The sequence below is a fragment of the Allobosea eneae genome (genome assembly GCF_042657265.1).
Lineage (GTDB): Bacteria > Pseudomonadota > Alphaproteobacteria > Rhizobiales > Beijerinckiaceae > Allobosea > Allobosea eneae.
The window spans coordinates 224,744-250,281 of record NZ_JBHSLW010000005.1 but is presented as its reverse complement, the minus strand read 5'-3'; the positions used below and the strand labels follow the sequence as shown (position 1 = coordinate 250,281).

The 25,538-nt window shown below is 66.6% G+C and carries 25 protein-coding genes; 19 read left to right on the top strand and 6 right to left on the bottom strand.

Features of this window, described 5'->3' with window-relative positions; all coding sequences use genetic code 11:
• The first annotated feature begins 39 nt into the window (after nucleotides 1-39).
• The 10 genes from ACFPOB_RS02590 (at nucleotide 40) to ACFPOB_RS02545 (ending at nucleotide 12,977) form a co-directional block, all read left to right on the top strand.
• Nucleotides 40-1,524, top strand: coding sequence for a sugar transferase (locus tag ACFPOB_RS02590; RefSeq protein WP_377795677.1), 1,485 nt, complete (start codon nucleotides 40-42; stop codon nucleotides 1,522-1,524).
• A 93-nt stretch (nucleotides 1,525-1,617) separates the two neighbouring features.
• Nucleotides 1,618-3,789 (top strand): GumC family protein, encoded by a 2,172-nt coding sequence (locus ACFPOB_RS02585; RefSeq protein WP_377795676.1) that lies wholly within the window; start codon nucleotides 1,618-1,620, stop codon nucleotides 3,787-3,789.
• Nucleotides 3,786-4,088 carry a hypothetical protein gene (locus ACFPOB_RS02580; RefSeq protein WP_377795674.1) on the top strand — a complete coding sequence of 101 codons (303 nt, stop codon included), beginning with the start codon at nucleotides 3,786-3,788 and terminating at the stop codon, nucleotides 4,086-4,088. Before ACFPOB_RS02585 ends, ACFPOB_RS02580 begins: the two co-directional genes overlap by 4 nt.
• Nucleotides 4,089-4,464: 376 nt before the next feature.
• Complete coding sequence (locus tag ACFPOB_RS02575; RefSeq protein ID WP_377795673.1) at nucleotides 4,465-6,762, top strand: right-handed parallel beta-helix repeat-containing protein; 2,298 nt, start codon at nucleotides 4,465-4,467, stop codon at nucleotides 6,760-6,762.
• Nucleotides 6,763-6,912: 150 nt separating this feature from the next.
• The gene (locus ACFPOB_RS02570) at nucleotides 6,913-8,655 is read left to right on the top strand and encodes a type I secretion system permease/ATPase (RefSeq protein WP_377795672.1); all 1,743 of its coding nucleotides are present in this window, start codon (nucleotides 6,913-6,915) and stop codon (nucleotides 8,653-8,655) included.
• Nucleotides 8,652-10,079 (top strand): HlyD family type I secretion periplasmic adaptor subunit, encoded by a 1,428-nt coding sequence (locus tag ACFPOB_RS02565; protein ID WP_377795671.1) that lies wholly within the window; start codon nucleotides 8,652-8,654, stop codon nucleotides 10,077-10,079. The genes ACFPOB_RS02570 and ACFPOB_RS02565 overlap by 4 nt, the downstream gene beginning before the upstream one ends.
• Nucleotides 10,080-10,229: 150 nt before the next feature.
• A complete protein-coding gene (locus tag ACFPOB_RS02560; RefSeq protein ID WP_377795669.1) occupies nucleotides 10,230-11,627 on the top strand; it encodes a mannose-1-phosphate guanylyltransferase/mannose-6-phosphate isomerase in 1,398 nt (465 codons plus the stop codon).
• A 93-nt stretch (nucleotides 11,628-11,720) separates the two neighbouring features.
• Complete coding sequence (locus ACFPOB_RS02555) at nucleotides 11,721-12,050, top strand: ArsR/SmtB family transcription factor (RefSeq protein WP_377795668.1); 330 nt, start codon at nucleotides 11,721-11,723, stop codon at nucleotides 12,048-12,050.
• On the top strand, nucleotides 12,047-12,505 hold the full coding sequence (locus ACFPOB_RS02550; protein WP_377795666.1) for an SRPBCC family protein: 459 nt from the start codon (nucleotides 12,047-12,049) through the stop codon (nucleotides 12,503-12,505). The genes ACFPOB_RS02555 and ACFPOB_RS02550 overlap by 4 nt, the downstream gene beginning before the upstream one ends.
• 58 nt (nucleotides 12,506-12,563) lie before the next feature.
• Nucleotides 12,564-12,977 carry a GFA family protein gene (locus ACFPOB_RS02545; protein ID WP_377795665.1) on the top strand — a complete coding sequence of 138 codons (414 nt, stop codon included), beginning with the start codon at nucleotides 12,564-12,566 and terminating at the stop codon, nucleotides 12,975-12,977.
• Nucleotides 12,978-13,004: 27 nt separating this feature from the next.
• Here the strand turns inward: ACFPOB_RS02545 and pobA are convergent, their stop codons facing one another.
• Nucleotides 13,005-14,174, bottom strand: a complete 1,170-nt coding sequence (pobA, locus tag ACFPOB_RS02540; protein WP_377795664.1) for a 4-hydroxybenzoate 3-monooxygenase — start codon at nucleotides 14,172-14,174, stop codon at nucleotides 13,005-13,007.
• A gap of 126 nt (nucleotides 14,175-14,300) precedes the next feature.
• Here pobA and ACFPOB_RS02535 point away from each other — a divergent pair, with 126 nt between their 5' ends.
• Nucleotides 14,301-15,176, top strand: a complete 876-nt coding sequence (locus ACFPOB_RS02535; RefSeq protein ID WP_377795663.1) for a helix-turn-helix domain-containing protein — start codon at nucleotides 14,301-14,303, stop codon at nucleotides 15,174-15,176.
• 43 nt (nucleotides 15,177-15,219) lie between these two features.
• The gene (locus tag ACFPOB_RS02530) at nucleotides 15,220-15,870 is read left to right on the top strand and encodes a 2'-5' RNA ligase family protein (protein ID WP_377795661.1); all 651 of its coding nucleotides are present in this window, start codon (nucleotides 15,220-15,222) and stop codon (nucleotides 15,868-15,870) included.
• Nucleotides 15,871-15,888: 18 nt separating this feature from the next.
• Here ACFPOB_RS02530 and ACFPOB_RS02525 read toward each other — a convergent pair whose 3' ends face one another.
• Complete coding sequence (locus ACFPOB_RS02525; RefSeq protein ID WP_377795659.1) at nucleotides 15,889-16,470, bottom strand: phosphoribosyltransferase family protein; 582 nt, start codon at nucleotides 16,468-16,470, stop codon at nucleotides 15,889-15,891.
• A 149-nt stretch (nucleotides 16,471-16,619) separates the two neighbouring features.
• On the opposite strand from ACFPOB_RS02525, the gene ACFPOB_RS02520 reads away from it, so the two are divergent.
• The 3 genes from ACFPOB_RS02520 to ACFPOB_RS02510 all read left to right on the top strand — a co-directional run bounded on the left by ACFPOB_RS02520 (nucleotide 16,620) and on the right by ACFPOB_RS02510 (nucleotide 18,954).
• Nucleotides 16,620-16,970 carry an ArsC family reductase gene (locus ACFPOB_RS02520; protein WP_377795657.1) on the top strand — a complete coding sequence of 117 codons (351 nt, stop codon included), beginning with the start codon at nucleotides 16,620-16,622 and terminating at the stop codon, nucleotides 16,968-16,970.
• A 71-nt stretch (nucleotides 16,971-17,041) separates the two neighbouring features.
• Complete coding sequence (gene tgt / locus ACFPOB_RS02515; RefSeq protein ID WP_377795655.1) at nucleotides 17,042-18,166, top strand: tRNA guanosine(34) transglycosylase Tgt; 1,125 nt, start codon at nucleotides 17,042-17,044, stop codon at nucleotides 18,164-18,166.
• Entirely contained in the window at nucleotides 18,163-18,954 is a 792-nt protein-coding gene (locus tag ACFPOB_RS02510; protein WP_377795654.1) for a hypothetical protein, read from the top strand. Before tgt ends, ACFPOB_RS02510 begins: the two co-directional genes overlap by 4 nt.
• Here the strand turns inward: ACFPOB_RS02510 and ACFPOB_RS02505 are convergent.
• The gene (locus ACFPOB_RS02505; protein ID WP_377795652.1) at nucleotides 18,928-19,944 is read right to left on the bottom strand and encodes a DMT family transporter; all 1,017 of its coding nucleotides are present in this window, start codon (nucleotides 19,942-19,944) and stop codon (nucleotides 18,928-18,930) included. The two genes, ACFPOB_RS02510 and ACFPOB_RS02505, sit on opposite strands and share 27 nt — an antisense overlap.
• 91 nt (nucleotides 19,945-20,035) lie before the next feature.
• On the opposite strand from ACFPOB_RS02505, the gene ACFPOB_RS02500 reads away from it, so the two are divergent.
• Nucleotides 20,036-20,662: a hypothetical protein gene (locus ACFPOB_RS02500; protein WP_377795650.1), complete on the top strand. Its 627-nt coding sequence runs from the start codon at nucleotides 20,036-20,038 to the stop codon at nucleotides 20,660-20,662.
• A gap of 3 nt (nucleotides 20,663-20,665) precedes the next feature.
• Here the strand turns inward: ACFPOB_RS02500 and eno are convergent, their stop codons facing one another.
• A complete protein-coding gene (gene eno, locus ACFPOB_RS02495; protein WP_377795648.1) occupies nucleotides 20,666-21,949 on the bottom strand; it encodes a phosphopyruvate hydratase in 1,284 nt (427 codons plus the stop codon).
• A gap of 158 nt (nucleotides 21,950-22,107) precedes the next feature.
• Here eno and queF point away from each other — a divergent pair, with 158 nt between their 5' ends.
• A complete protein-coding gene (queF, locus tag ACFPOB_RS02490) occupies nucleotides 22,108-22,563 on the top strand; it encodes a preQ(1) synthase (RefSeq protein WP_377795647.1) in 456 nt (151 codons plus the stop codon).
• 4 nt (nucleotides 22,564-22,567) lie between these two features.
• On the opposite strand, the gene ACFPOB_RS02485 is transcribed toward queF, so the two are convergent.
• Together ACFPOB_RS02485 and kdsA are read right to left on the bottom strand one after the other, a co-directional pair.
• On the bottom strand, nucleotides 22,568-23,788 hold the full coding sequence (locus ACFPOB_RS02485) for an MFS transporter (protein ID WP_377795645.1): 1,221 nt from the start codon (nucleotides 23,786-23,788) through the stop codon (nucleotides 22,568-22,570).
• The gene (gene kdsA, locus ACFPOB_RS02480; protein ID WP_377795644.1) at nucleotides 23,781-24,650 is read right to left on the bottom strand and encodes a 3-deoxy-8-phosphooctulonate synthase; all 870 of its coding nucleotides are present in this window, start codon (nucleotides 24,648-24,650) and stop codon (nucleotides 23,781-23,783) included. Before kdsA ends, ACFPOB_RS02485 begins: the two co-directional genes overlap by 8 nt.
• Nucleotides 24,651-24,853: 203 nt before the next feature.
• On the opposite strand from kdsA, the gene ACFPOB_RS02475 reads away from it, so the two are divergent.
• Entirely contained in the window at nucleotides 24,854-25,102 is a 249-nt protein-coding gene (locus ACFPOB_RS02475) for a FitA-like ribbon-helix-helix domain-containing protein (RefSeq protein WP_377795643.1), read from the top strand.
• Nucleotides 25,102-25,527, top strand: a complete 426-nt coding sequence (locus tag ACFPOB_RS02470; protein WP_377795642.1) for a type II toxin-antitoxin system VapC family toxin — start codon at nucleotides 25,102-25,104, stop codon at nucleotides 25,525-25,527. The genes ACFPOB_RS02475 and ACFPOB_RS02470 overlap by 1 nt, the downstream gene beginning before the upstream one ends.
• Nucleotides 25,528-25,538: the final 11 nt, after the last annotated feature.

The following is a 25,538-nucleotide window of genomic DNA, read 5'->3' as shown; positions in this document are numbered from 1 at the left end:
CCGCCTTCCTCCAGCTGAGCAACGTCTCGGGAGCTTGTCATGCCGGACATCGTCACGACCCTCGTGCCCGCCTCGATCGGCATGGCAAAGCCGGGCCGGCAGCTCGGTGCCAGCGTCACGCCGGCGCAGCGGCGGCGACTCGTCGCCGCTGCGCTGCTGATCGGAGATCTCGTCACACTGACGATCGTCGCCGGCATCCTGCAGCTTGGTGCGGCGGTCGCCGCGTCCGATACCGACACCAACATGGCGAGCCTGATCCTGGTCTGGGCTCTGGCGTTGTGCGGTGCCCTAGCTGGTTTCAGCCTGTACGGCTCGGAGCGGGCCGAACCCGTCGATCGCCTCCGCCGTCGCACGCTCGGTAACCTCGTCGCGGCTGCTGTGGTGTTCGCCTGGCTCGCAGTCGAGCAGCCGACGAGCCATCTCTGGGGTTTCGTCGTCGCCGGTGCGGGGCTGATCGTCGTCCTCGGCTATTACATCGAGGCGCTGATCCGGGGTGCGCTGCTGCGGCGCCAGCTCTGGACCGCGCCGACCGTCCTCTATGGAACGATGCCGGCCTGCCTGGCCCTGGCGCGTGATCTGGTGTCGCGCCCGGAGCTCGGCCTGAGGCCGATCGCGATCCTTGCGGACGAAGAAGGCGTTGTACCGCCCGACGCCGCGGACGCCGCGGACGCCGCGGAGTTTCCGGTGATAACGCCCGTCCAGGCCAACATCATGTCGCCGCGCATCGAAGTCGCCCTGTGCGCATCGGGCGATTTGCATGTCGAGCAGGCGGATTGGCTGGCGCGCCTGCCTTTGCGCCAGATCTTCGTCGTCCACGATGCCTCGACGCTCCAGGTCCTCAATCCGCAATTGCGAGCAATGGGCGGATTGCTCGGGCTCGAATTGCGCAGCGCGATCCACATGCCGCGCAATCTGCGGCTGAAGCGTGTGCTCGACCTCGTCGTCGCGATCCCAATAGCCGTGCTGGCCCTGCCTGTGGTCGCGGTGCTCGCTCTTGCAGTGAAGATGGTCGACAACGGGCCGGCCTTCTATGCCCAGCCGCGCGTCGGCCGAAACGGCCACATCTTCAACGTCTATAAGCTCCGCAGCATGTATGCCGACGCCGAGGCGCGGCTTGCCGCGCATCTGGCGGCCGACACTGCCGCGCGGCAGGAATGGGAGCGCTTCTTCAAGCTGTCGAACGACCCGCGGATCCTGCCCGGGATCGGGCAGTTCATCCGCCGCTCCAGCCTCGACGAGCTACCGCAGCTCTGGAACGTCCTGCGCGGCGATATGAGCATCGTCGGGCCGCGGCCGTTTCCGGCCTATCACAACCAGTGCTTCGACACCGCGTTCCAGGCGCTGCGGACCAGCGTGCCGCCCGGCCTGACCGGCCTCTGGCAGGTCACGGACCGCAGCGACGGTGATCTTGCCGTCCAGAAGCGCCAGGACAGCTTCTACATCCACAACTGGTCGTTCTGGCTGGACTTCTACGTGTTGCTGCAGACCCTTCCCGCCGTTCTCCACGGACGAGGGGCGAAATAGCGCGCAGGCGGCGTCCGCTCGATCTGGCCGCATGCGAGGCATCGGCCAGTCTCGATCGCATCTTGGCCCAATCAGCAGGCGAGGCAGGGGACCATGGATCTCTTCAGCGACATGCGCAGCCACCGTCAGCCGGCGACGCTCGCGAAGCACTACGACGCGGTGACGTTCGATTTCCTGTCGATGCTCTGGCGGCGCCGGTTGCTTATTTTCCTGGTCACTTGCGCAACCATGCTCCTGACCGCCCTCTATCTGATGGTGACGCCGCCCCGGTATACGGCCGACCTCGTCCTGCAGTTCGACTTCACGCGAGAAGACAATGGTGGAGGCGGCAAGACGAGCAGCGTCGCGCTCGATGCCTCGACGCTGGTTGAGAGCGAGGCGCGGATCATCCGCTCGCTCGCCACGGCACGCGCCGTCGCATCGCGGCTCGGCCTCGATAAGAACACACCGACACCGCCTTCATCGTTCTCCAGCCTGTTTGCCGGGGCGGCGGAGCTGATCTTCCCGTCAGCGGTCCGCAACACGTTGCACAACCTCATCGGCGTCGGCGGCGGATCAGCCGAGCCGACCCAGCGCGACATCGCGGCCCAGAGGCTGCTCGCATCGCTCGCCGTGAGCAACGATACCAAGGCCTATCTGGTGACGTTGAGCTATCGCGACCCCGACCCCGACCGCGCCGCGCTGATCGTCAATGCCTTCGGGAACGAGTATCTGCGCCGCAAGATGGAGGCGACCACCAGCGCCTCGCAGCGCTCGAGCCAATGGTACGGACAACAGGCGCAGGAGGCACGCGCCAATCTGGCGAGGATCGAGAAGGAGATCGAAGCCTTCCGGGTCAGGACCGGCTTCGTCGAGCTCGGGCAGGACGGCGCAGACATCCAGCAGCAGCAGCTTCGCGACATGCTGACCCAGCTCAACACGGTCTCCGCCACGCGGCTCGCCGAGGAGACCCGCCTCCAGCGCGCGCAGGTTTCGCTCGCCGCCGGCAATATCCCTCAGACCAGCGACCTCGGCAGCTCGCCGGTCGTCCAGCAACTCCTGGACGAGGAGGGCAAGGCCCGCCGGGCCCTCGACGAGATGGTGGCGGTTTCGGGCGAGCGCCATCCCGCCGTCCAGCGACTGCGCCTGTCACTGAGCGCCGTGCAGGAGCGGCTGCAGAAGCAATTGGCGCAATCGGTCGCCAATATCGAGACCGACGTCCAGGCCGCGCGCGCCGCCGAGGCCGCGCTGCGCGAGCGCGTCGCCGCCTTGCAGACCAAGTCGATCGAGGCGAGGGGCCTCGAAGGCCAGCTGCGGACCTTGCAGGCCGAGGCGACGGCCGCGCGCGATCGCCTCAAGCAATTGTCCGACGCGCATCAGCAGGCGAGCGCCGTCAGCGAATTGCGCCCGATCATCGCTCAGATCGTTTCGCCCGCCGATGTGCCCTCGTTGCCGAGTTCGGCCAAGCCCTCGCTGGTGTTGGGGCTTGCCATGGTCGGCGGGCTGATGGCTGGGGCAGGGCTCTCCTATCTCCTGGAAAAGCGGGACCGCGGCTATCGCAGCGAGAACGAATTCGCGGCCGAAACCCGGACCAATTGCGTCGGCCTTCTCCCCAATCTCGATCATTATCCGGGTGGGCTCGAGAGCCTGGTCTTCGCCGAGGCGGTGCGCTCGATGGTCGCCGAGCTGTTCCCGCCGAGCAATCCGCCCAAATTCGTGCTGATCACCTCCTCCGCGCCCGGAGAGGGCAAATCCTTCGTCGCCTCCGCCATGGCGCGCGTGCTGGCGATGATGGGCCAGCGGGTCCTTGTGATCGACGGCTCGCCTCGCCGCCTGCTGCTGGGCCAGAACTTCCCGCATGAGGCGCTGCTCGACCAGTGCCTGCCGCAGGTCGGCTGTCCCGGCACCAGCCCCGTCGCCACGGTTCGGCGCGCCTCGGGCCTGCGCGATAGCCAGAACGTCTATTCGAACCCGGCTTTCGAGGCGATGCTGCGCGAGGCGCGGGCGCGCTATGACGTCATCCTGTTCGAGGTGGCGCCCGTGCTGCTCTCGGCCGACAGCGCCTTGCTGCGCGAGCATGCCGATACCGTGCTGCACGTCGTCAGGTGGAACGACACGTTGAAGAGCACCGTCTCCGCGACACTCGACCACCTCGGCAAGCTCGGTCTGGACGTCGCAGGCGTCGTGCTCAACGGCGTCGATCTCGAAGAGCAGGGGCGCTACGACGTCTCCGACCGCGGCAAGGTCTATCGGAACTACAAATCCTTCTATCAGGCCTCCGCATGAGTCGGCGTCTGCATCGCTACGCCGCGCTGCTGGCTCCCGCGGATCTCGGCGCGCCGTCCCCGTCGCGCGGTGGGGGGTTCGGCTGCGAGGCCTGCGGATCGCCCGCCGTCCATCTGCCGAGCGATCTGTCGGGTGAGGCGCTGGTCATCTGCGATGGCTGCCAGCGCCCGGTCGCGACCCTGGCCGCCTTCCGGGCCTATGTCGATCGCCTGGCTGCAGGCGCTCAGTTCTGCGACCATCACCTGACGGTCTGTCACGCGGATGCCGGAGCCGAATCCGACCAGGTCGTGTCGAGCTGACCGCGAACCCACCTCAGGTTTAAGGATTGAGGCGATTCGGAGGCTCGATTCGCGGTGCGAACGGATGAGATCGGTTGACGAGGCCGTTCCATCAACAGCGTTGACAGTGCCGCCCGAGAGAAACAATCCATTGATATACTGTGTCAAAAAAAGACGACTAGTCCGTTCGGACTAATCCTTCCGAGTACACGTTCTTCGTGCCGGGTAGAATCGAATCAAGGCTGAAGGGTATCTAGGGCTCGATCACTTAGAGTGTTCCAGCCAAAAAAGGAGCCCCTTTATGGCCACATTTTACATCTCCCCAACTGGAAGCGACAACAATACGGGGCTTGATGCATCGTCATCTTTCCAAACGTTAGAGCGAGCCGTTGAAGCCATGCGCCAGAGTGGCGGTGGCGATACCGTCTACCTCGCTGGCGGCACCTACTATGCCAACACCCCTCTCAACCTGACGGCCGCCGATTCCGGATCCTCCTTCCTGGCGATGTCCGGGGAGAAGGTCACGATCAGCGGCGGCACGCCCGTCTCCGGCTGGACCCAGGGAGCGGACGGCATCTGGTCGGCGCAGGTGTCCGCCGCCGATGTTCAGCAGCTCACCGTCAACGGCGTGAAGCAGGTCGAGAGTCGCTTCCCCGATGTCGATCCGAACGACCCGATCACGGGCGGTTGGCTCTGGGGACAGGACGTGCCAGCGGGCCGGGACGCGACCAACTCATTGGCCTTCAATCCCTCCGATTTCCCGCCCGGGCATGAGCCGAAGGTCGGCCAGACGGTGACGGTGTTCGCCGAGAACGGCTACGCCAATGACAAGCTGACGATCGAGTCGGTCAGCGGCAACGTCATGACCTTCTCGTCCGAGGCGAATTACGACCTGGGTCCGGCGAGCCGCTTCTTCATCTCGGAGCCGGTGCCGGACGCGGTCGGCGAATGGTCCTTCGACAGCGCGACGCAGACCGTCCGCTACAAGGCCCCGGAAGGCTTCACGGGTGAAGGGGCGGTGGCCTCCGACGCTCATAGCCTGTTCGTCGTCGACGGCGCCCAGAAAGTCACCTTCAAGGGCCTGACCTTCGCCGATACGGCTGCGAGCTCGGGCGATCCGGAAACGGCGGCGATCGAGGCGCATGATGCGACCGGCATGGTCGTCGAAGGCAACCACTTCCTCAATGTCGGCGTCGGCGTCGCCCTGCACGGGGGCAGCAGCGGCAATCTGCTGTCGGGCAACAGCTTCGAGCACATCTGGTCGAGCGCCATCGCGATGACCGCCGGGACCAGCGGCAACCAGGTGACGAACAACGTCATCGATCGTTCGGGCGAGGTCTTCGTCCAGTTCGGCGCCATCGACATGCAGGAGTCGGCGCAGAACCAGATCGACCACAACACGATCACCAATGTGCCGCGCTTCGGCATCGCCGAGATCAACTACGATCCTGGCAACCCTTCGGGCGGGAACATCATCGAGTACAATGACGTCCGTCATTCCGGCCAGCAGACACCCGATGTCGGCGCCATCTACTTGTACTCGGGCGACGATTCCGGGGCGGCGGGCGATACGATCCGCTACAACAACATCGTCGATGCCGGCGGTCTCAACACCCAGGCCGGAGGCTTCGCCGAGAACTGGAGTTCCGGCATCTATCTCGACAACATGGCCAGCAACGCGCAGATCTACGGCAATTTCGTGCAGGGCACGACGTTTGCCGGCGTCTATATTCATGGCGGCTCGGGCAACCAGATTTACGACAACACGCTGCTGGACAACGGCACATTTGGCATCTCGACCGTGGTTGCCGATGACTTTGCGATGGATGGCAACGAGGTCTATCGGAACTTCATTCAGGTGTCGGCTAACGGAAACAACACGATCGACACCGACCAGACCGATCCCGGCCTGATCCATGACAACGTCTACTACAACCCCGATGGCGGCGAGCTGACGATCGCGGATCTCGCGCTGGCAGCGTTCCAGCAGCGCGGTGGTGATGCCGGTAGCGTCGTGACTGATCAGGCCGGGTTCGCCAATGCCGGAGCGGGCGACTACAGCTTCCTCGCCGGGTCGGTCGCGCAACTGCATGGCATCGCGTCGGCGCCGTTCGGGTCGATCGGATCGTCGCTCGCTGGCGCATTGCCTGAGGTCGGCACCCCTGTGACGCCTCCGGTCACGCCGCAGCCGCCGGTCACGGTCGAGCCGGAAACTCCCGTGACGCCACCGGTCACGGCCGAGCCGGAGACGCCTGTGACACCTCCGGTCACAGCCGAGCCGGAGCAGCCCACCACGGTCATCCCGCCGGTCACGGCGGAGCCGGGGACGCCCCCGACCGAAATCCCGGTGACGAATCCGGGGAACCCGCCGGACGTGATCACGATCCCCGAGGTCACGCTGCCGGAGACCGAGCCGGACACTCCGTCGAATCCGGGCGGCTGGTCGGGCTGGGGCGGCAACCATGGCTGGGGTGGTCGTGGCGGTGGCCGCAACTGGTTCCAGGAGATCCGGTCGCAGCGCGACGATGACGGCGACGATCGTGGCGGTGGCCGCAACTGGTTCCAGGAGATCCGGTCGCAGCGCGACGATGACGGCGACGATCGTGGCGGCTGCCGCAACTGGCTTCAGGAGATCCGGTCGCGGCACGACGACGACAACGACCAGCATCACCAGCAGTCACACTGGCACTGGTAAGGCTCTCTCCCTCAGGCACCCGGCTCCATGGCGGAGCCGGGTAGCCATCTCACCAGACGATGCCGGCCTGCAGCGATCCCTTCTCGTCGAGAAGCGGAGTCAGGCCGGCTTCACTCTTTTCTATCGCGACTGCGCTGGGGAACTCGACGAATGCTCTCGCAAACGGTCCGCAAGCTGACGCCCGCATTTGCCTCGCTCTTCGGGCTTTCCTTCGTGCTCAATCTCTTCGTCTTCGTGTCGCCGCTCTACACGATGCAGATCTACGACCGGGTGCTGACCAGCCGGAACAGCACGACGCTGGTCATGCTTTCGCTGATCGTGCTCGCCCTGTTCGTGGCCTATGCCGCGCTCGAGCATTTCCGCAGCCGCGCGCTCGTCCAGCTCGGCCTGTGCGTCGACAAGGCGCTGTCCGAGCCCGCCTTCGAGGCCGCCTTCCTTGGCGCGCTCGACGCGAAGGGCTCGCCGACCCTGCCGGTTCGCGATGTCGAAACCCTGCGGGCGACGCTTTCCGGCAATCTCGTGCCGACGCTGATGGATGCGCCCTGGATTCCGATCTATCTCGCCCTCTGCTTCGTGCTGCACCCGGCGATCGGCGCGGTCGCCACGCTCGGCGCCGCTGCGATCCTCGGCGTTGCCCTGCTGAACGAGCGCATCACCAAGGGCGCGCTGATCCGCGCCTCGGAGATCGGCCATGGCGCGAGCGAGCGCCTGACGGCCTCGCTCCGCAATGCCGAGGTCATCAAGGCGCTGGGGATGGGCAAGGCGGTCCGCGGCGAGTGGCAGCGCCGGCATGATCGGGCGCTCGCCTATCACACCGTCGCAGCCGACTGGGGCGGAACGCTGCTGGCCGCGACGAAGCTGCTGCGGCTGGCGCTGCAATGCGCGGTCCTCGGCGTCGGCGCCTATCTCGCGATCCATCAGAACATCGCCGCGGGAGTGATCTTCGCGGCCTCCCTGATCATGGGCCGGGCGCTCGCGCCGATCGAGGGCGCCGTCGGGCAATGGAAGAGCTTCGTTTCGGCCCGCAGCGCCTTCCAGAGGCTCGGCGCGGCCCTGAAGGCGCCGTCGGAGGACGGCGAACCGATGTCCTTGCCGCATCCGGCCGGCTCGCTGCGGGTCGAGGGCCTGAGCGTGCGCAGCCCGAACGGAAACGCCCGGCTGCTACACAACGTCTCGTTCGAGGTGGAACCCGGCGAGATCGCCGCGGTCGTCGGCTTGACCGGCTCCGGCAAGTCCTCGCTGGCGCGGGCGCTCGTCGGCGTCTGGCAACCCGTCCAGGGCGTCGTGCGGCTCGACGGCAACGACATCAGGCATTTTCCCGACGAGCAGCGCGGCCGCGTCCTCGGCTACCTGCCGCAAGATGTCGAATTGTTCGCAGGCAACGTGAGAGACAACGTCACCCGCTTTGACCCAGACGCGACCGACGAGGCAGCGGTCGCCGCCGCCTCCGCCGCCTCGGCGCATGAGCTGATCCAGAGCTTCCCGGACGGCTATGCGACGCAGATCGGCGAGGGCGGAGCAACCCTCTCCGGCGGGCAGCGCCAGCGCATCGGGCTGGCGCGCGCGCTTTACGGGCAGCCGGCACTGGTCGTCCTCGATGAGCCGAACGCCAATCTCGACATGGATGGCGATGCCGCGCTGGCGCGCGCTCTGGCGGGCCTGCGCGATGCCGGTGCGATCGTCGTGGTGGTCACCCATCGCCCGCAACTGCTGTCGCAGGTCGACAAGATCATCCTGATGCAGAAGGGCCAAGCGGTCAGAGTGGGCGGGCGCGACGAAATCCTGCCGGTGCTGCTGCAGCCGGGCGGCGCCGCCGCCCGCATCCAGCCGCCGCAACGTGGCCAGACAGGGCAGGTCGAGCCGCTTTCAGCGGCAAGGTGGGCCCGCCGATGAACGCCTTCGCCAGCAAGATGCAACCCGTGCTGAACACAATCAAGCTCGCCCTCAGCAGGCCGAAACTGCGCCGGCACCTCGCTCCCATGCTCGTTGTCGCTAGGCACTGGATCCGGCGGGCCGGCGCACCGGTCGAGGGCAGCGGCGACTGGCGCGCTCCGGTCCGCAAGGGCTATGTCGTCGTCGGCCTGGCGCTCGGCGCCGGCGGGCTCTGGTCATTGACCGCAAGGCTCGACAGCGCCGTCGTGGCGCATGGCAGCGTCGTCGTCGAGAGCGATCGCAAGGCGGTCCAGCATCTCGAAGGCGGCCTCGTCGAGCAGATCGCCGTGCGGGACGGCGCCGACGTCAAGGCCGGCGAGACCCTGCTGCGTCTCGATACGACGCATGCGGCGGCGCAGCGCAGCGTGGCGCGGCTCGGCGTGTTACAGGCGTTGGGCGAGGAGGCGCGCTTCACTGCCGAGATCGACCGGCTCGAGCGCATCACCTTCCCGAGCGAGCTGATGGACGCCGCCGAGAGCAAGGAGGCGCGCCGGATCATGCTCGACCAGGAGCGCCTGTTCAAGGAACGCCAATCTGCCCAGAAGCTCGAAGTCTCGATCCTGAAGGAGAGGCTGACGCAGTCCGAGAAACAGTATCAGTCGAGCGAGGCGCAGCGCGAGGCGGCGATCAGTCAGGCCGCCAGCATCAACGACGAACTCGCCAACCTGCGGCCGCTCGCCGACAAGGGCTATGTCGCGGCGACGCGGATCAATCCGCTGAAGCGCTCGCTGACCGACCTTCAGGGCCGTATGGGCTCGCTGGAAGCTGATCTGGCACGGCTTTCGGTCGCCAATGACGAGATCAGGCTGCAGATGAGCCAGATCGGACTGCGCGCCACCGAGGAGGCCTCGACCAAGCTCGCCGAATGCAGGGTCAAGCTGGCCGATGCGCGCGAGAAGCTGCGCATCGCCGAGGATGTCCTGGCGCGCGCCGAAGTCCGCGCGCCGCGCTCCGGGCGGGTCGTGGCCTCGAAGATCCATACGGTGGGCGCCGTGGTGAAGCCGGGCGAGACCCTGATGGAGATCGTGCCGCAGGATGACGATCTCATCGTCACCGCCAAGATCTCTCCGATGGACGTGAACAACCTTCATCCGGGCATGGCCGCCGAGGTGCGCCTGCCATCCTTCAAGGGACGGTCGACGCCCTTCACCGTCGGCGAGGTGAAGTCGGTCGCGGCCGATGCGCTGCGCGACGACGTCTCGCAGCAGATGGTCTATGAGTTGCGGGTCAGCGTCGCCGCGTCGGGGTTCCCCCCCAAGGTCAGGGCCAAGCTCAGGCCGGGCATGCCGGCGGAGGTGTATGTCTCCACCGGCGAGCGCACGGCCATCGCCTATCTGATGCAGCCACTGACCGATTCGATGCGCTCCAGCTTTCGGGAGGAGTGAGCGCAGACGAGGTAGGGCGATCGGAGGAGCCGGTCGCCCGAAGGCGCGGCATCTTCGCCTGCGGGATCAGCCAAGATGGCCGCTTGAGCCCGCCGGTTTCTCTTCCAGTATTGCGGCGCGATCAGCAGCCGCTTTCGGGGAGCAGAACCCATGCCCAAGATCATCCCGGTCGTGCTGTGCACTGGCCATGGCGCCGGCCTGTGGCCGATCGCGCGCGAGACGATGCCCAAGCAGTTCATTCCGCTCTTCGGCAAGGACTCCACGTTCCAGCGTACGCTTCGGCTCCTGTCCGATCCCGACGTCTTTGACGCGCCGATCGTGTTGACGAATGCGGAACAGCGCTTCACCGTCGTCGACCAGTTGCAGGCCATCGGCCTGCATGCCGAAATCGTGCTGGAGCCGGCCAAGCGGGGCGCGCATTCCGCCGCCGCGATCGCCGCCGAGCTCGGCCTTGCGCGCCGCGAGGCTGCGCTCGTCGGCATCTTCCCGGCCGACCATGTCGTGCAGGACGGCAAGCTCTTCGTCGAAACCTGCGCCAGGGCTGCGGCGGTCGCCGCGCAGGGACGCATCGTCGCGATCGGCATACCGCCATGCTATCCGGCGACCGCCTATGGCTATATCCGCCCTGGGACGGAGATCGTAGAGGGCGTGCGCGATGTCGAGGATGTCGCGGCCAAGCCCGACGCTGCCCTGGCGGCGCGCTATCTCGCCGACGGCTATCTCTGGAATTCTGGCAATGTCGTCTTCGACGCGACGACGATGCAGGCGAGGCTCCAGGCGGCTGCCCTAGGGGCGATCGGCAACGCTGCGGCGACGGGAGGCAATCTCGGAATCCGCATGCTCGAAGCCGATGGTCTCACCGGCCTTCCGGCGCTTGCGGGAGAACCGTCCGCCCAGCAGCAGGCCGATACCGCAGCGGTGATCGCCGGTCATTTCGGCTGGTCCGATGTCGGCGACTGGAGCGCGGTCTGGCAGCTCTCCGAGAAGGGGACGGGCGGCAATGTCGTCCAGGGCCGCGGCTATGTGGTGGACGGCACGAACAACCTCGTCCGCTCCGAGGATGCGGTCGTCGCGCTCGTCGGGCTGGACGACGTCGCAGTCATCGCCACCCGCGACGCCATCCTGGTGACGCCGAAGGCGAAATCCGACAAGGTCAGGGACGCCGTCGCGCTGATCGCCGCGAAACACGAGCCGGAAGCCATCAGCCACCGCGAGATCCATCGGCCCTGGGGCAAATATCTCTCCGTCGATCTCGACGAGCGCCATCAGGTCAAGCGCATCACGGTGAAGCCGAACGGCGTGCTGTCCCTGCAGAAGCACCATCACCGCGCCGAGCACTGGGTCGTGGTCCGCGGCACCGCGCAGGTGACGCGCGACGACGAGACCATCATCGTGCACGAGAACGAGGCGATCTACCTGCCGATCGGCTGCGTCCACCGTATGGCCAATCCCGGCAAGATCCCGCTCGAGATCATCGAGGTGCAGGTCGGCTCCTATCTCGGCGAAGACGACATCATCCGCATCGAGGACATCTACCAGCGCTGCTGAGCGGGCAGGGCCGAAGCCGCGGCTCAGCCATGCAAGGCTGAGTCCGAAGAATTAGCGTTGACTAATCAATTAGTGCTTGCTAATTGATCTCTCATGCCTGAAAGTGCTTCCGTCTCCACCGTCATGCGTGCGCTCGCCGATCCGACGCGGCGTGCCGTGTTCGAGCGCATTTCCGCTTGTGACGAGATCACCGTCGCGGAGCTGACCCGCGGCAGCGGCGTCACGCAGGGCGCCATCTCGCAGCATCTCAAATCACTGAAGCAGGCCGGCCTCGTCGCCGAGCGGCCGGAGGGTCGCAACGTCTTCTATCGCGCCGAGCCGGAAGGGCTGGCGCCGCTCGTCGACTGGATCGGCCATTACGGCGTGTTCTGGCGCGAGCGCTTCGCCAACCTTCGCAGCCTTCTCAAGGAGATCGACCCGTGATCGAGCTGAAGCCCGCCACACAGGCGATCATCGTCGACGAGATCCTGCCGCACGCGCCCGAAACGATCTGGAAGGCGCTGACCTCGAGCAGGCTGATCGCCCGCTGGATCATGGAACCCACGGGCTTCGCGCCTGTCGTGGGCACGCGCTTCACCTTCAAGACGACGCCGGCCGGCGCCTGGGACGGCACGATCCATTGCCAGGTGCTCGAGGTGATCCCGAACGAGCGACTGTCCTATTCCTGGAAGGGCGGTGACGACGGCAATGTCGGCTACGGCTCCCGGCTCGACACGGTCGTCACCTGGACGCTGTACAGGCAAGGGGACGACACGCGCGTGCGCCTCGTCCATTCCGGCTTCGAGCTGCCGCGCAACGAGATCGCCCTCACCAATATGGGCCGCGGCTGGAAGAGCATCCTGCCCCGCCTCGGCGATGTCGCTGGCGAGGACGACTGACCACCGCCGACGCCTTCCACAGTCTCGGCTGTTTCCCATCCCTTCCTGGAGAATGACGATGAGCCATGCCTATACGGGCGGCTGCGCCTGCCGCGCGATCCGCTATGAGATCACTGCCGAACCGATCGCGAGCAATGACTGCCAGTGCCGCCAGTGCCAGCGCCAGAGCGGCACCGGCCACAGCTCCTATCTCAGCTTCGTCGGTGCGCCGGTCACGCTCGAGGGCAAGGCGAGCACCTGGGACGTCGTCGGCGAGGGCGGCACGGTCAAGCGCTGCGCCTTCTGCCCAACCTGCGGCTCACCGGTCTACCTGACCTTCCCGGACATTCCCGACCTGTTCATCGTTCGCGCCGGCAGCCTCGACGAGCCCGCCCGCTACAAGCCGGAGAGGGTGTTCTGGCATTCCGTCGCCCAGCCTTGCGACCACGTGTCTCCAGAGGCCACGAAGTTCGAGAAGCTGCCGCCGCGATGACACTCTGTTGTCTGGGCCTGCCCGCTCTCAATAGGGCAGGCCGACATAGTTCTCCGCGACGCTGGTGAGAGCGGCCTGCGATTGCGCGAGGTAGTCGAACTCGGCCCGCCTGATGCGCTGGTCGAAGGTGCTCGCCTCCGGAAACAGATGCAGCAGGTTGGTCATCGACCAGGAGAAGCGCACCGCCTTCCAGACCCGCGCCAGCGCCTTCGCCGAATAGGCGTCAAGCCCGGCATCGGAACGCTCGGCATAGTGCTCGCGCAGCGCCTCGAACAGGTAGTGCACGTCGCTGGCGGCGAGGTTCAGCCCCTTGGCGCCGGTCGGCGGCACGATGTGTCCAGCATCGCCGGCGAGGAAGAGCCGGCCGAAGCGCAGCGGCTCGGCGACGAAGCTGCGCAGCGGCGCGATGCTCTTTTCCAGCGACGGCCCCGCCGTCACGGCCGCCGCGACCTCGTTCGGCACGCGCCGGCGCAATTCATTGAAGAAGCGCTCGTCGGACCAGGCCTCGACCGTCTCGTCGAGTGCCACCTGGACATAATAGCGGCTGCGGGTTTGCGAGCGCATTGAGCAGAGCGCGAAGCCGAAGGGCGAGCTGGCATAGACCAGCTCATGCGCCGCCGGCGGCTGGTCGACCAGCAGGCCGAGCCAGCCGAAGGGATAGACGCGCTCGAAGGTCTCGATCGCCCCTGCCGGCACCGAGGCGCGGCAGATGCCGTGGAAGCCGTCGCAGCCGGCGATGAAGTCACAGGCGATCTCGCGCCGCTCGCCCTCGACGGTGAAGCTGACGCGCGGCGAGGCGCCGTCGAAATCATGAAGCTGCACATTCTCTGCTTCGTAGAAGCTCGTCGTGCCGGCGCCCTGCCGTGCCTCCATCAGGTCCTGCGTCACCTCGGTCTGGCCGTAGACCGTTACCTGCCGGCCGGTCAGCCCCTTCAGATCGATGCGCTGCAGGCGCCCCTCGAAGGCGAGCGAGAAGCCGTCATGCGGCAGACCCTCCGCCGCCAGGCGCGCGCCGACGCCGGCCTCGTGCAGCAGGTCGACCGTGCCCTGCTCGAGCACGCCGGCCCGGATGCGCGAGAGCACATAATCAGCGCTCTTGCGCTCGATGATGACGTTGTCGATGCCCTGGCGGGTCAAGAGCTGGCCGAGCAGAAGGCCGGAGGGACCTGCGCCGACGATCACGACCTGGGTGCGCATGGCGTCCTCCCATAAACCAACGGGCGCGGCGCCCGGTACTTTCACGCGAGAATGCCATCGTTATCGCTTGATCGGAATGGAGCTTTCATCCAACCTCTTGGACAAAACGAACATCGGACTGATTAGATGACGCTCGCCTCGGTGCCGGCCTACTGGCTCTATGACGAGCCGCGTGAGCAGCGGTTCCCGGACGCGCTGCACATCGAGCGGATCAGCGCCCGCAGCGCCCCGCGCGACTGGCGGATCGAGCCGCATCGCCACCAGGACATGGCCCAGTTCTTCCTGATCGCCTCGGGGGGCGGGCTGGTGCGGATCGACGGCGTCGAGCACCGGCTTGTCGCCGGTACCGCCATTCTGCTGCCGCCGCTGACGATCCACGATTTCAACTTCGATCCGGATACCGAGGGCTTCGTCGCCAGTGTCGCGACCTCGACGCTGATACCGCTTTTCGAGGCGGAGCCGGCGCTCCGCGGCATTCTCGGCGAGGCTTTCGTCGACAGGCGAGGGCCGGAGGACGACAGCATCGTGGAGCTTGCCATGACGATGGAGGCGGCGCTCGCCGAGTTTGCCCGCAACCGCGGCAGCCGCGAGCTGGCGCTCGCCGCACATGCGCGCCTGATCGCGATCTGGTTCGTTCGCGCCGCGCGCTCGCATGCGGTGGCGGCCAGCGGCGCCAACGATGCCCGTGCCGTGCTGGTCAGGCGCTTCATCGAGCGCGTCGAGAGCCATTTCCACACGCATGAACCGCTGGATGCCTACGCGCGCGACCTCGGCGTCACTGGCCCGCACCTCACCCGCGTCTGCCGCGAGCTGCTCGGCCATTCCGCCATGCGGGTGATCCAGGGGCGGCTGATGATCGAGGCGCGGCGGGACCTCGTCTACACCCGCTCGCCGGTCTCGCAGATCGCTTTCCGGCTCGGCTTCTCCGACCCGGCCTATTTCTCCCGCTTCTTCGCGGCGCGGGCGGGCATGTCGCCCTCGGAGTATCGAGCGGCGGGGTGAAGGCGTTCAGGGACCCCGCTCAGCGGTTGGTGATGTTCTTATTTTGTTCTATCATCCGAAGATCAGGAGATTATCTCCCGACCAGTTCGACCTATTCGGCGGAGGTGGAAACACTGGACCCGCGAAGCCCTCGCTACAGGCCGCGGGCCAATCTGACGCGGCTTGGAACAGCTACTTTTTTGCTGTCGTGCTGCCATCCGACATCGCTCGGTCGGTCGACGCGCTCGGGCGTCAGCTTCGGCGATCAATGAAGCTGCGGGGCAATCTGGTCGGGCCTGATCGCTACCATGTCAGCCTGTGCGGTATCGGCGCATTCGGCGAAGCACCGTCTGGAATTGTCGATCGTCTGAAGCAGATTGGTGCGCCAATTCACGAGCCGCGCTTCGATATCTTTTTTGACCAGGCGGAAGCGTTTGGTAGCTCGTATGGAAAGCGGTCGCTGGTCCTGACTGCGAGTGACACGCTGCCCGCCTTGCTCGCACTCCAAAGACGCCTTCATGATGCCATGCTGGCGGCGAGCGTACCTATCGACGAGCGGTTCAATCCGCACATCACTCTGCTCTACGACAGGCGGCCCGTTCCCCGGATCGACATCCCTCGGCTAAGCTTCACCGTTCCCGAGTTCGTCCTGATCCGCAGCGTCCATGGCGCGCGCCGCCACGACCATCTCGCACGCTGGTCACTGGGCAGCTGATGACCGCGCAGCGTCCGCTTAGGCGCCTTCTCCTTCCGGTGCTATCCGCGGGACAGTGCGCAACACCTCTGCCGTGATGCCGCCGCCCGCAAGCCGCTCACGCCCGCCCATACCCTCGATGTCGAAGACGAAGAGCGCCGTGTCGCAATGGCCGCCGAGCCGGCGGATCAGGCGCGCCGCCGCCAGCGCGGTGCCGCCCGAGATCAGGCAATCGTCGACGATCGCGACATGGCGCCCCGCCAGCCGCGCGCCTTTCGAGATCACGACGCCCTCGCCGAGCTCGTAATTCGCCATAATGCTGCGCATCACGCCGTTGCGCAGCGAATCGACCTTGCGAATGTCGAAGAAGCCGAGGCCGCTGCGACAGGCGAGCGCGCCGGCGAGGCCGAGCCCGCCAATGTCGATGCCGGCGAGAACCTCGACCTTCGCCGGAACTCGTTGCGCCAACTCGTCCACCATGCGTCGCGTCAGGGTCGCGTCGACGGTTGTGATCGAGATATCGGGAAAATCGACGCCGGCGGCGGGATGATTTTTCCAGGGGCGGAACGGAATGTCGAAATCGTCGTCGCCCGTCGCGAGTGGATCAAGTCGATCGATCATGACGCGTCCATTCGATTCCCCGCTCGTCCGATACGCGCCATCGTTGCCGATCACATGACGGAACGCGAGAGGCTGCCGACCGTTCGGCTTGATCTGCGGCCTGTGCCATGCCACCCCCGCGCCGACGGCAATCAGGGACGGCCCGGACGATGGTCACGCTCTACGGCATCAAGAACTGCGACACGATGAAGAAGGCCTGGAGCTGGCTCGACGCACACAAGGTCCCCTACGCCTTCCACGATTACCGCGTCTCCGGCATCGACAAGGCCCGTCTCGAAGCCTGGTGCCGCGAGCTCGGCTGGGAGAAGGTGCTCAACAAGGGAAGCACGACCTTCCGCGAGCTGCCCGAGGCCGACAGGCAGGGTCTCGACGAGCAGAAGGCGATCGCGTTGATGCTGGCACAGCCGACCATGATCAAGCGCCCGGTGCTCGATCTCGGCGACCGCCGTATCCTCGCCTTCAAGCCCGACGTCTACGAGGCGGCTTTCGCCAAGCGCTGAGCTGCCGACACAGGCCCGCACAGCGCGCAAGGCTCTTCCGTAGAGTGCCGCGCTGGGCTAGGCCCGCGCCCATGACGACGGATTTCAGCTTCCATCTTCTCGGCCGGGACGGCGCTGCCCGCACCGGCGAGGTCCGCATGCCGCGCGGTGTGATCCGCACGCCGGCCTTCATGCCGGTCGGCACCGCCGCGACGGTCAAGGGTATGTATCCCGAGCAGGTCAAGGCGCTCGGCGCCGATGTCGTGCTCGGCAATACCTATCACCTGATGCTGCGGCCCGGCGCCGAGCGCGTCGCCAGGCTCGGCGGCCTGCACAAGTTCATGAACTGGCCGCATCCGATCCTGACCGATTCCGGCGGCTTCCAGGTGATGTCGCTCGCCAATCTGCGCAAGCTGACCGAAGAAGGCGTTACCTTCCAGTCTCACATCGACGGCTCCAAGCATGTGCTGACGCCGGAGCGCTCGGTCGAGATCCAGAACCTGCTCGGCTCCGACATCGTCATGCAGCTCGACGAATGCGTCTCGCTGCCCTGCGAGGACAAGGTCGCCGAAAAGGCGATGCACCTGTCCTTGCGCTGGGCCGAGCGCTGCAGGAAGGCTTTTGGCGATCCGGCGGGCAGGGCGCTGTTCGGGATTGTCCAGGGTGGGGCGGTGCCGGCCTTGCGCGTCGAGAGTGCGCGTGAGCTCGCCGCCATGGACTTGAAGGGCTACGCCATCGGCGGGCTCGCGGTCGGCGAGCCGCAGGATGTGATGCTAGCGATGATCGAGACGGTCGAGCCGCATCTGCCGCAGGAGAAGCCGCGCTATCTGATGGGCGTCGGCACGCCTGACGACATCGTCGAGGCGGTCAGGCGCGGCGTCGACATGTTCGACTGCGTGATGCCGACGCGGGCTGGTCGCCATGGCCAGATCTTCACCCGCTTCGGCCGGATGAACCTGAAGAACGCCAAGCACGCCGAGGATGCCAGGCCGATCGATCCGCAATCCTCCTGCCCGGCGGCGAACAGCTATTCGCGCGCCTATCTGCACCATCTGGTCAAGGCCGAGGAGATGCTCGGTAAGATGCTGCTGACCTGGGTCAACCTCGCCTATTACCAGGAGCTGACGGCGGGCGTGCGCGCCGCCATCGCCGCCGGCCGCCTCGAGGATTTCATCGCAGAGACCAAGGAAGGCTGGGCCAAGGGCGAGCCGGCGTGATCGAACCATGGCTCGGCCTGCTGCTCATGAAGATGGCGGTCGCGGCCGCCATCGTCGTCAGCTGTTCGCTGCTCGCCGAACGCTCGGGGCCGTTGGTCGCGGCGATGATCGCGACGCTGCCCATCTCGGCCGGGCCGGTCTATGTCTTCCTGGCGCTCGACCACGATGCGGCCTTTATCGCGGGCGGCGCGCTCGGCAGCATGGGCTCGAACCTCGCCAATGCCGGGCTGTCGCTGGTCTATGTGCTGCTGGCACAGCGCTTCGGCACGTTCGTCAGCCTCGGAACCGGGCTTGCGACCTGGTTCGCGGTCATTCTCGTGCTGCGGGTGCTGGAGCCGTCCGTTGGCGTTGCGATCGCCCTGACGGTGGTGATCTATCTCGGCCTGCATCGTCTGTTCCGGCCTTATCTCGGGGCGCGGCCCAAGGCGCCGCCGGGCCGGCCCTGGTTCGTGATTCCGCTGCGCGCCGGTGCGGTTGCGACGCTGGCCGGCGTCGTCAGCACGATCAGCAGCCATGTCGGCGCAGGCTGGTCCGGAGTGCTCGCCGCGTTCCCGATCGTGCTCTCCAGCCTGATCGCGATCCTGCAGCCGCGTATAGGCGGTCCGGCGACCGCCGCCGTGATCGCGAATGGCGCACTGGGGCTGCTGGGATTCGGTCTCGGGCTGGCGCTCGTGCATCTGACGGCCGTGCCGCTCGGCTCCTGGCCGGCGCTCGGGCTCGGCCTGCTGGTCTGTATCGTCTGGAACCTGGGGCTGATGGCGCTAGCGCGCCGCCGCGCGCCGCCATGAGGCGATGAAAAGACCGGCGATGATCAGCGCGATACCGCCGACCTGCAGCCCGCTCGGGATCTCGCCGAGCACGGGGATCGCCAGCAGCGTGCCGGCCACCGGGATCATCGGCGGAAAGCGCCCGGCGACAGACGGGCCCAGCACCGGCGTCGACCAGCTCCAGATCCACAGGCCGACGATGACGTTGAGCACGCCCTGATTGATCGCGTGCAGCAGCAGGACCCACCAGGGCGCGACATCGAAGCCGCGGAAGTAGAAGGCGAAGTAGATCGGCAGATAGGCCATCGACAGCACGGAAACCACGGCCGTGGCCTTGAGTGCATTGACCCGCCAGAGCTGGATCAGCAGCGGATAGCCGCCCCAGACCAGTCCGACGCCGAGGAAACAGAGATCGCCGAAAACGATGCTTGGATTGGAATGCGTCGTGCCGGCAATGCCGAGACAGGCCAGGCCGACGAGCACCGCGATCACGCCGAGGACAAGCTGCCGGGTCAGCAGCGCGCCGAACAGGACGACGCTGCCGACGATGCCGATCACCGTGACGGTGCCTGGCCCGATCACGGCGCCATGGGCTGCTGGGGCGAAGGTCAGCCCGGTCATGAGCAGGAAGCTCATCGGAAAACCGCTCATCGCCGCCAGGACAAGGCCACGTTTCCAGCCGAGACCGGCGCAATCGCGCAGGCCGCCGGCCATCATGAAGCTCGGCAGAAGCAGGAGGCCGGCCGTGACGAAGCGCAGCGCCAGCATGTCGTGCGATGACAGTCCGTTCAGCACGGCGTGACGGCTGACGACAAAATTAGCCCCGAAGATCAGCATAGCGAACGTCATGCCGGCAAAGGCGAGACGCCGGAGGCTGGCCTGCCGCCGGGCGGTTTCGTGGGAGACGATTTGCTGATCCATTCGCTGAACCGGATAGCGCGACTGCTGCGCCGCCCAAAGATGGGTAACGACATGGCTCGCCTGCGCCTGCCGCGGCCTCGGCAATTTCATGCTTCAGCCCTGAATTCTCCCGAGCGGCGTCGCCGGGGCGCCGCAGTTGCACTGCTTGCTGCCGCTCGTTCTAGGTCGAGGAAGGCTTGTCATGGGTATGGAACTTGCCGCGACGCCGAGCAGGCGTTTGGGTCAGCGGCTTTCAACAGCAGACCAGTTCGGCGTTGGCGCTGCCGCCATTGCCTGTCTGTTGTCCGGGCTCGTCTGGCTCGGTTCGGCGCGAACCGTACCGAACCGGGAAACCATCGCGGAGGTCGCGCCCGCTTTCGTGCACCTTGCGCCGGAAAGCGGGAAGATGCTGGATCGCTACGCCGGTGAGCCTGACGAGACCATCGCGCGACCCGGCTTGCTGCGGCCGGCGAGCCTGACCATGCCGCTGGCGCTGGACTGGGGCCATGAGGCGCCCTCGCCGGACCGGATGTCGCAGGCGGCAGCCCAGCCGCCGTCAGCGCGGTCCCGGGCAGCCTCGGCACCGGCTCAGCGTTCGACGCCTCAGCCCCTCGCGCGGGTCGCAGCCTTGCCTTCCGCGCCGCCGCTCGACATCGCTCCGCTGTCGCAGAAGCGTCCGGAGCAGCCCGACCTTTGGGACAGCACCGTCTCGATCGTGTCCATGCCGCTCGACGGGGCGGTTAACGTCGGCAAAGCTGCCGTCGACAATGCGACGACGGCAACTCGCTGGGCGGTGTCGGCCATCAACCGGCTTTTTCCGAGCTGGTAAGGCTCAGGCCAGCGCCTTCAACGCCGAGCGGCCGGCATAGATCGCCTGCGCGCCGAGCTCCTCCTCGATGCGCAGGAGCTGGTTGTACTTCGCGGTCCGGTCCGAACGGGCGAGCGAGCCGGTCTTGATCTGACCGCAATTGGTCGCGACCGCGAGGTCGGCGATGGTCGCGTCCTCAGTCTCGCCGGAGCGATGCGACATCACGGCGGTGTAGCCGGCGCGCTGGGCCATCTCGACGGCAGCGAGCGTCTCGGTCAGCGTGCCGATCTGGTTGACCTTGACCAGGATCGAGTTCGCCGTCCTCGCCTTGATGCCCTGCGACAGGCGGGTGACGTTGGTGACGAAGAGATCGTCGCCGACCAGTTGGCACTTGCTGCCGACGGCGTCGGTCAGGGCCTTCCAGCCGTCCCAGTCATCCTCGGCCATGCCATCCTCGATCGAGACGATCGGATAGCCGGCGACCAGCTTGGCGAGATACTTGGCCTGCGCCTTGGGGTCACGGGTTTTGCGTTCGCCCTCATAGACATAGGCGCCGTCCTTGAAGAACTCGGTCGCGGCGCAGTCGAGCGCCAGAGCGATGTCCTCGCCCGGCCGGTAGCCGGCCTTCTCGATCGCCGCCATGACGAAGTCTAGCGCCGCTTCCGCGGATTTCAGGTTCGGCGCGAAGCCGCCCTCGTCGCCGACATTGGTGTTGTGGCCGGCGTCGTGCAGCGCCTTCTTCAGTGTGTGGAAGACCTCGGCGCCCATGCGCAGCCCCTCGGCGAAGGAGGGTGCGCCGACCGGCATGATCATGAATTCCTGGAAGTCGATCGGGTTGTCGGCATGGGCGCCGCCATTGACGATGTTCATCATCGGCACCGGCAGCACGCGGGCCGAGGTGCCGCCGACATAGCGATAGAGCGGCAGGCCGGAGCATTCGGCCGCCGCCTTGGCGACCGCGAGCGAGACGCCCAGAATGGCGTTCGCGCCGAGCTTGCTCTTGTTCGGCGTGCCGTCGAGCTCGATCATCGCCTGGTCGATCGCGGTCTGATCCTCGGCGTCCATCGCGACCAGCGCCTCGGCGATCGCGACGTTGACGGCCTCGACCGCCTTGAGAACGCTCTTGCCGAGATAGCGGCTCTTGTCGCCGTCGCGCAGCTCGACGGCCTCGTGCGCGCCGGTCGAGGCGCCCGACGGCACGGCGGCGCGGCCCATCGAGCCGTCTTCGAGCACGACATCGACCTCGACCGTCGGGTTGCCGCGGGAATCGAGAATCTGGCGGCCGATGATGTCGATGATCGCGGTCATGTCAGGCTCCGGAGCTGAGGTGGGCAAGGGATGCCGCGCTTCTAGACAAGACGAACGGCGACGGGAAGGGGCGGTGGCGTTTATCCGGGGCCGGCATTAAAAGCCGCAGCAACTCCAGCGCCCATCATCGATGAGCGCCACCTGTTCAGGATGCTGCCATGACCATCGACGCCTCGACCCTTCAGCTCGGCAAGGCGAGCGAATTGCCGCGCTCGCCGGAGGAAGCCCGCCTCGACCGCGTGCCGAACCCGCATGCGGGCACAGACTATCTCGCGCGCTTCACCTGCCCGGAATTCACCTCTATCTGCCCGGTCACCGGCCAGCCCGATTTCGGCATCCTGGTGATCGACTATCTGCCGGGTGACTGGCTGGTCGAGTCGAAGTCGCTGAAGCTCTATCTCGGCGCCTTCCGCAACCACGGCGCCTTCCACGAGGACTGCACCGTCGGCATCGGCAAGACGCTGGTCGAGCTGCTCGCGCCAAAATGGTTCCGGATCGGCGGCTACTGGTATCCGCGCGGCGGCATCCCGATCGACGTCTTCTTCCAGACTGGCGAGCCGCCCAAGGGGCTATGGCTGCCCGATCAGGGTGTGGCGCCGTACCGCGGGCGCTGAACCGCTAAGTCCTGCTCCCCGCCAGCGGCAGGATGCGCGGCACTGCGACGCCGAGCAGCGTGATCCCGGCGGCGAAGACCAGGATGGCACCGCCGGTGCCGAACAGGTGCAAGGCTGCGCCCATCAGCACCGGCCCAAGCGCATGGCCGCAGAACAGGGCGCAGGCGAACAGCGCCACTGCCGAGCCACGGGCGGTCGGCGCGAGCTCGGTCGCTTGCGCCTGGAAGGTGCCGTGCATCAGGAAGAAGCCGAAGCCGTTCAGGGTGAAGATCGCGATCGCGCTCCACCAGGGCAAGAAGGGAAGCGCAAACAGCGCGAAAGCCGCCCCCATCAGGATGCCGCCAGCCAGCGTCATCCGCGCCGGGCCGAGCCTCTCGACGAGGACGCGGGTCAGGACGCCGTAGACGATGCCGCCGAGGCCGGTGCCGGCGATGACGAGGCCCGCCTGCGATGGGCCGACGCCGGCCCGTTCGTGCAGGATCGCCGCAATATAGGGCGGCATGCCGAAGATCAGGCTGCCCTCGACGACGACGAGGCCGTAGAGCAGCTTCGAGCGTGGATTGGCGAAAACGGCGGCGTAGTTGGCCAGTGCGCCAGAAAAGCTCAGCGGTGCGCGCAGCGCATTCGGCCGTGGCTTCAGCACCACCAGAACAAGGACCCCTGCGATCGCCGCGATGGCCCCGGCCATGACGAAGACGCTGCGCCAGCCGATATGCTCGGCGATCAGCCCGGAACAGGCGGCGCCGGCCATCTGCCCGATGATCATCAGCACCAGGAAGCGGCCGAGCATGATCTGCCGCTCCGCCATCGGCGCGCGGTCGCCGATCGCGGCCATCGCGACCGGAATGACGCCGCCGGCGGCGACGCCTGCGATCATGCGCACGCCGGTCAGGACCTCGAAAGAGCTTGCGAAGGCCGCGGCGAGCGACAGCAGCGCGAGTACGCCGAGGCAGGTCGCGATCGTCTTGAGCTTGCCGAGCGAATCCGCGATCGGCCCAAGGAAAGGCTGACCGACCGCATAGGCGAAGGAGAAGGCCGTCGCGATCGCGGCGACCTGGGCTATGCTGCGCCCGAATTCGGCGGCCAAGGTCGGCACCAGCGGGTCAAGCAGGCGCATGGTGAAGGTCGAGGCGAAGCCGCACGCCCCGAGCACGAGAATCAGCGAGTTCAGCGAACGGGGCGGGGGCGCCGCGGGAGGAACTGCGTTGGCGGACGTCTCAGACATACGCCAGCGTAGAATGCGCCGAGCGCTTGGCAAGCCGGTCGAACTCTTGCAGCTCTGCGATCAGCGCATGGAAGTCACGCAGTGGCACCATGTTCGGCCCGTCCGACGGGGCGTTGTCAGGGTCGGGATGGGTCTCGATGAAGACGCCGGCGACGCCGACCGCGACCGCAGCGCGCGCCAGCACCGGCACGAATTCGCGCTGGCCGCCGCTGGAGGCGCCCTTGCCGCCCGGCTGCTGCACCGAATGGGTTGCGTCGAAGATCACGGGCGCGCCGATCTCCGCCATGATCGGCAGGGCACGCATGTCGGTGACCAACGTATTGTAGCCGAAGGAGGCGCCGCGCTCGGTCAGCATCACATTGGGGTTGCCACTCTCGGTCACCTTGGCGGCGACGTTGACCATGTCCCAGGGCGCCAGGAACTGGCCTTTCTTGACATTGACGACGCGGCCGGTTCTGGCGGCGGCGACGAGCAGGTCGGTCTGCCGGCAGAGGAAGGCCGGGATCTGCAGCACGTCGACCACCTCGGCCACCGGAGCGCACTGGCTGGCATCGTGCACGTCGGTCAGCACCGGCAGGCCGGTGCGCTCGCGGATCTCGGCGAAGACGGGCAGGGCGGCTTCCAGGCCCATGCCGCGCTGGCCCTTGACGCTGGTGCGGTTGGCCTTGTCGAAGGAGGTCTTGAAGACGAGGCCGATGCCGAGCTTTTCAGCCGTCTCCTTCAACTGCAGCGCGATCTCGAGCGCGTGCTCGCGGCTCTCCATCTGGCAGGGGCCGGCGATCAAGGCGAGCGGCAGCCCGTTGCCGAAGCGGACGGGCCTGGCGAGATCGGCACCCACGGTGACGATGGCGTTGGTGGTCATGACGGGCTCTCAATCCGAGATTTCAGGCGGGAACTCGCGAAAACCCGGCTCTCGCCGTTTTCGCATCCGGCTTCGGAGGCCGAGGGTGTAGAAGCCGCCGGTCGCCCTGACAAGTCAGGGCCGCCAAGGCGGGTGAAACCGCCTGACTTGAATGGCGATACATCATTGCTTAATATCCAAGCATTGATGATCGGGAGCGAGTCATGGCGGGTATGACGATCCGCAACCTCGACGATCAGCTGAAAAAGCGTCTGCGCCTACGCGCTGCCTTGCGCGGGCACTCGATGGAAGAAGAGGCGCGCGAGATTCTACGGGCGGCTCTTTCGGCCGAGCCTCATCAGGGCCGGCACAATCTTGCCGAGCGGATACGCAGCCGGATGGCGAAGGTCGGAGGGGTCGAACTCGATATTCCCGCACGTGAGTCGATCCGCGAGCCGATCGACTTCGGCTGATGGTCGTTCTCGACACCAATGTCATTTCCGAACTCCTGCGTCCGAAAGCGGCTGGCGCCGTGGTAGCATGGCTGGCCGATCAGCCGTCGGCCTCGATCTTCACGACGGCGATCACGCAGGCCGAGATTATCTATGGCGTACGCCTGCTTCCGGATGGGAAGCGCAAGCAGGAGTTGCTTGAGGCGATCGAACCCATCTTCGCCGAGGATTTCGCCGGGCGCGTGCTGCCCTTCGACGAGGATGCGGCGGACGCCTACGCTAGGCTTGCCGTCGCGCGCCGGCTTGCCGGTCGGCCGATCAGCCAATTCGACGCGCAGATCGGGGCGATTGCCGCCTCGCGTGGAGCCGCCATCGCGACCCGCAATGTCTCGGACTTCGCCGATATCGGCGTGGCTGTAATCAATCCATGGACATATGCGGGCTGACGGTCTTCCCG

Excerpts from the sequence above, each read along its gene's own strand:
- ACFPOB_RS02590 (WP_377795677.1), top strand. The coding sequence starts at position 40 with ATGCCGGACATCGTCACGACCCTCGTGCCCGCCTCGATCGGCATGGCA.
- ACFPOB_RS02585 (WP_377795676.1), top strand. The coding sequence starts at position 1,618 with ATGGATCTCTTCAGCGACATGCGCAGCCACCGTCAGCCGGCGACGCTC.
- ACFPOB_RS02580 (WP_377795674.1), top strand. The coding sequence starts at position 3,786 with ATGAGTCGGCGTCTGCATCGCTACGCCGCGCTGCTGGCTCCCGCGGAT.
- ACFPOB_RS02575 (WP_377795673.1), top strand. The coding sequence starts at position 4,465 with ATGCGCCAGAGTGGCGGTGGCGATACCGTCTACCTCGCTGGCGGCACC.
- ACFPOB_RS02570 (WP_377795672.1), top strand. The coding sequence starts at position 6,913 with ATGCTCTCGCAAACGGTCCGCAAGCTGACGCCCGCATTTGCCTCGCTC.
- ACFPOB_RS02565 (WP_377795671.1), top strand. The coding sequence starts at position 8,652 with ATGAACGCCTTCGCCAGCAAGATGCAACCCGTGCTGAACACAATCAAG.
- ACFPOB_RS02560 (WP_377795669.1), top strand. The coding sequence starts at position 10,230 with ATGCCCAAGATCATCCCGGTCGTGCTGTGCACTGGCCATGGCGCCGGC.
- ACFPOB_RS02555 (WP_377795668.1), top strand. The coding sequence starts at position 11,721 with ATGCCTGAAAGTGCTTCCGTCTCCACCGTCATGCGTGCGCTCGCCGAT.
- ACFPOB_RS02545 (WP_377795665.1), top strand. The coding sequence starts at position 12,564 with ATGAGCCATGCCTATACGGGCGGCTGCGCCTGCCGCGCGATCCGCTAT.
- pobA (WP_377795664.1), bottom strand. The coding sequence starts at position 14,174 with ATGCGCACCCAGGTCGTGATCGTCGGCGCAGGTCCCTCCGGCCTTCTG.
- ACFPOB_RS02535 (WP_377795663.1), top strand. The coding sequence starts at position 14,301 with ATGACGCTCGCCTCGGTGCCGGCCTACTGGCTCTATGACGAGCCGCGT.
- ACFPOB_RS02525 (WP_377795659.1), bottom strand. The coding sequence starts at position 16,470 with ATGATCGATCGACTTGATCCACTCGCGACGGGCGACGACGATTTCGAC.
- ACFPOB_RS02520 (WP_377795657.1), top strand. The coding sequence starts at position 16,620 with ATGGTCACGCTCTACGGCATCAAGAACTGCGACACGATGAAGAAGGCC.
- tgt (WP_377795655.1), top strand. The coding sequence starts at position 17,042 with ATGACGACGGATTTCAGCTTCCATCTTCTCGGCCGGGACGGCGCTGCC.
- ACFPOB_RS02505 (WP_377795652.1), bottom strand. The coding sequence starts at position 19,944 with ATGAAATTGCCGAGGCCGCGGCAGGCGCAGGCGAGCCATGTCGTTACC.
- ACFPOB_RS02500 (WP_377795650.1), top strand. The coding sequence starts at position 20,036 with ATGGGTATGGAACTTGCCGCGACGCCGAGCAGGCGTTTGGGTCAGCGG.
- eno (WP_377795648.1), bottom strand. The coding sequence starts at position 21,949 with ATGACCGCGATCATCGACATCATCGGCCGCCAGATTCTCGATTCCCGC.
- queF (WP_377795647.1), top strand. The coding sequence starts at position 22,108 with ATGACCATCGACGCCTCGACCCTTCAGCTCGGCAAGGCGAGCGAATTG.
- ACFPOB_RS02485 (WP_377795645.1), bottom strand. The coding sequence starts at position 23,788 with ATGTCTGAGACGTCCGCCAACGCAGTTCCTCCCGCGGCGCCCCCGCCC.
- kdsA (WP_377795644.1), bottom strand. The coding sequence starts at position 24,650 with ATGACCACCAACGCCATCGTCACCGTGGGTGCCGATCTCGCCAGGCCC.
- ACFPOB_RS02475 (WP_377795643.1), top strand. The coding sequence starts at position 24,854 with ATGGCGGGTATGACGATCCGCAACCTCGACGATCAGCTGAAAAAGCGT.
- ACFPOB_RS02470 (WP_377795642.1), top strand. The coding sequence starts at position 25,102 with ATGGTCGTTCTCGACACCAATGTCATTTCCGAACTCCTGCGTCCGAAA.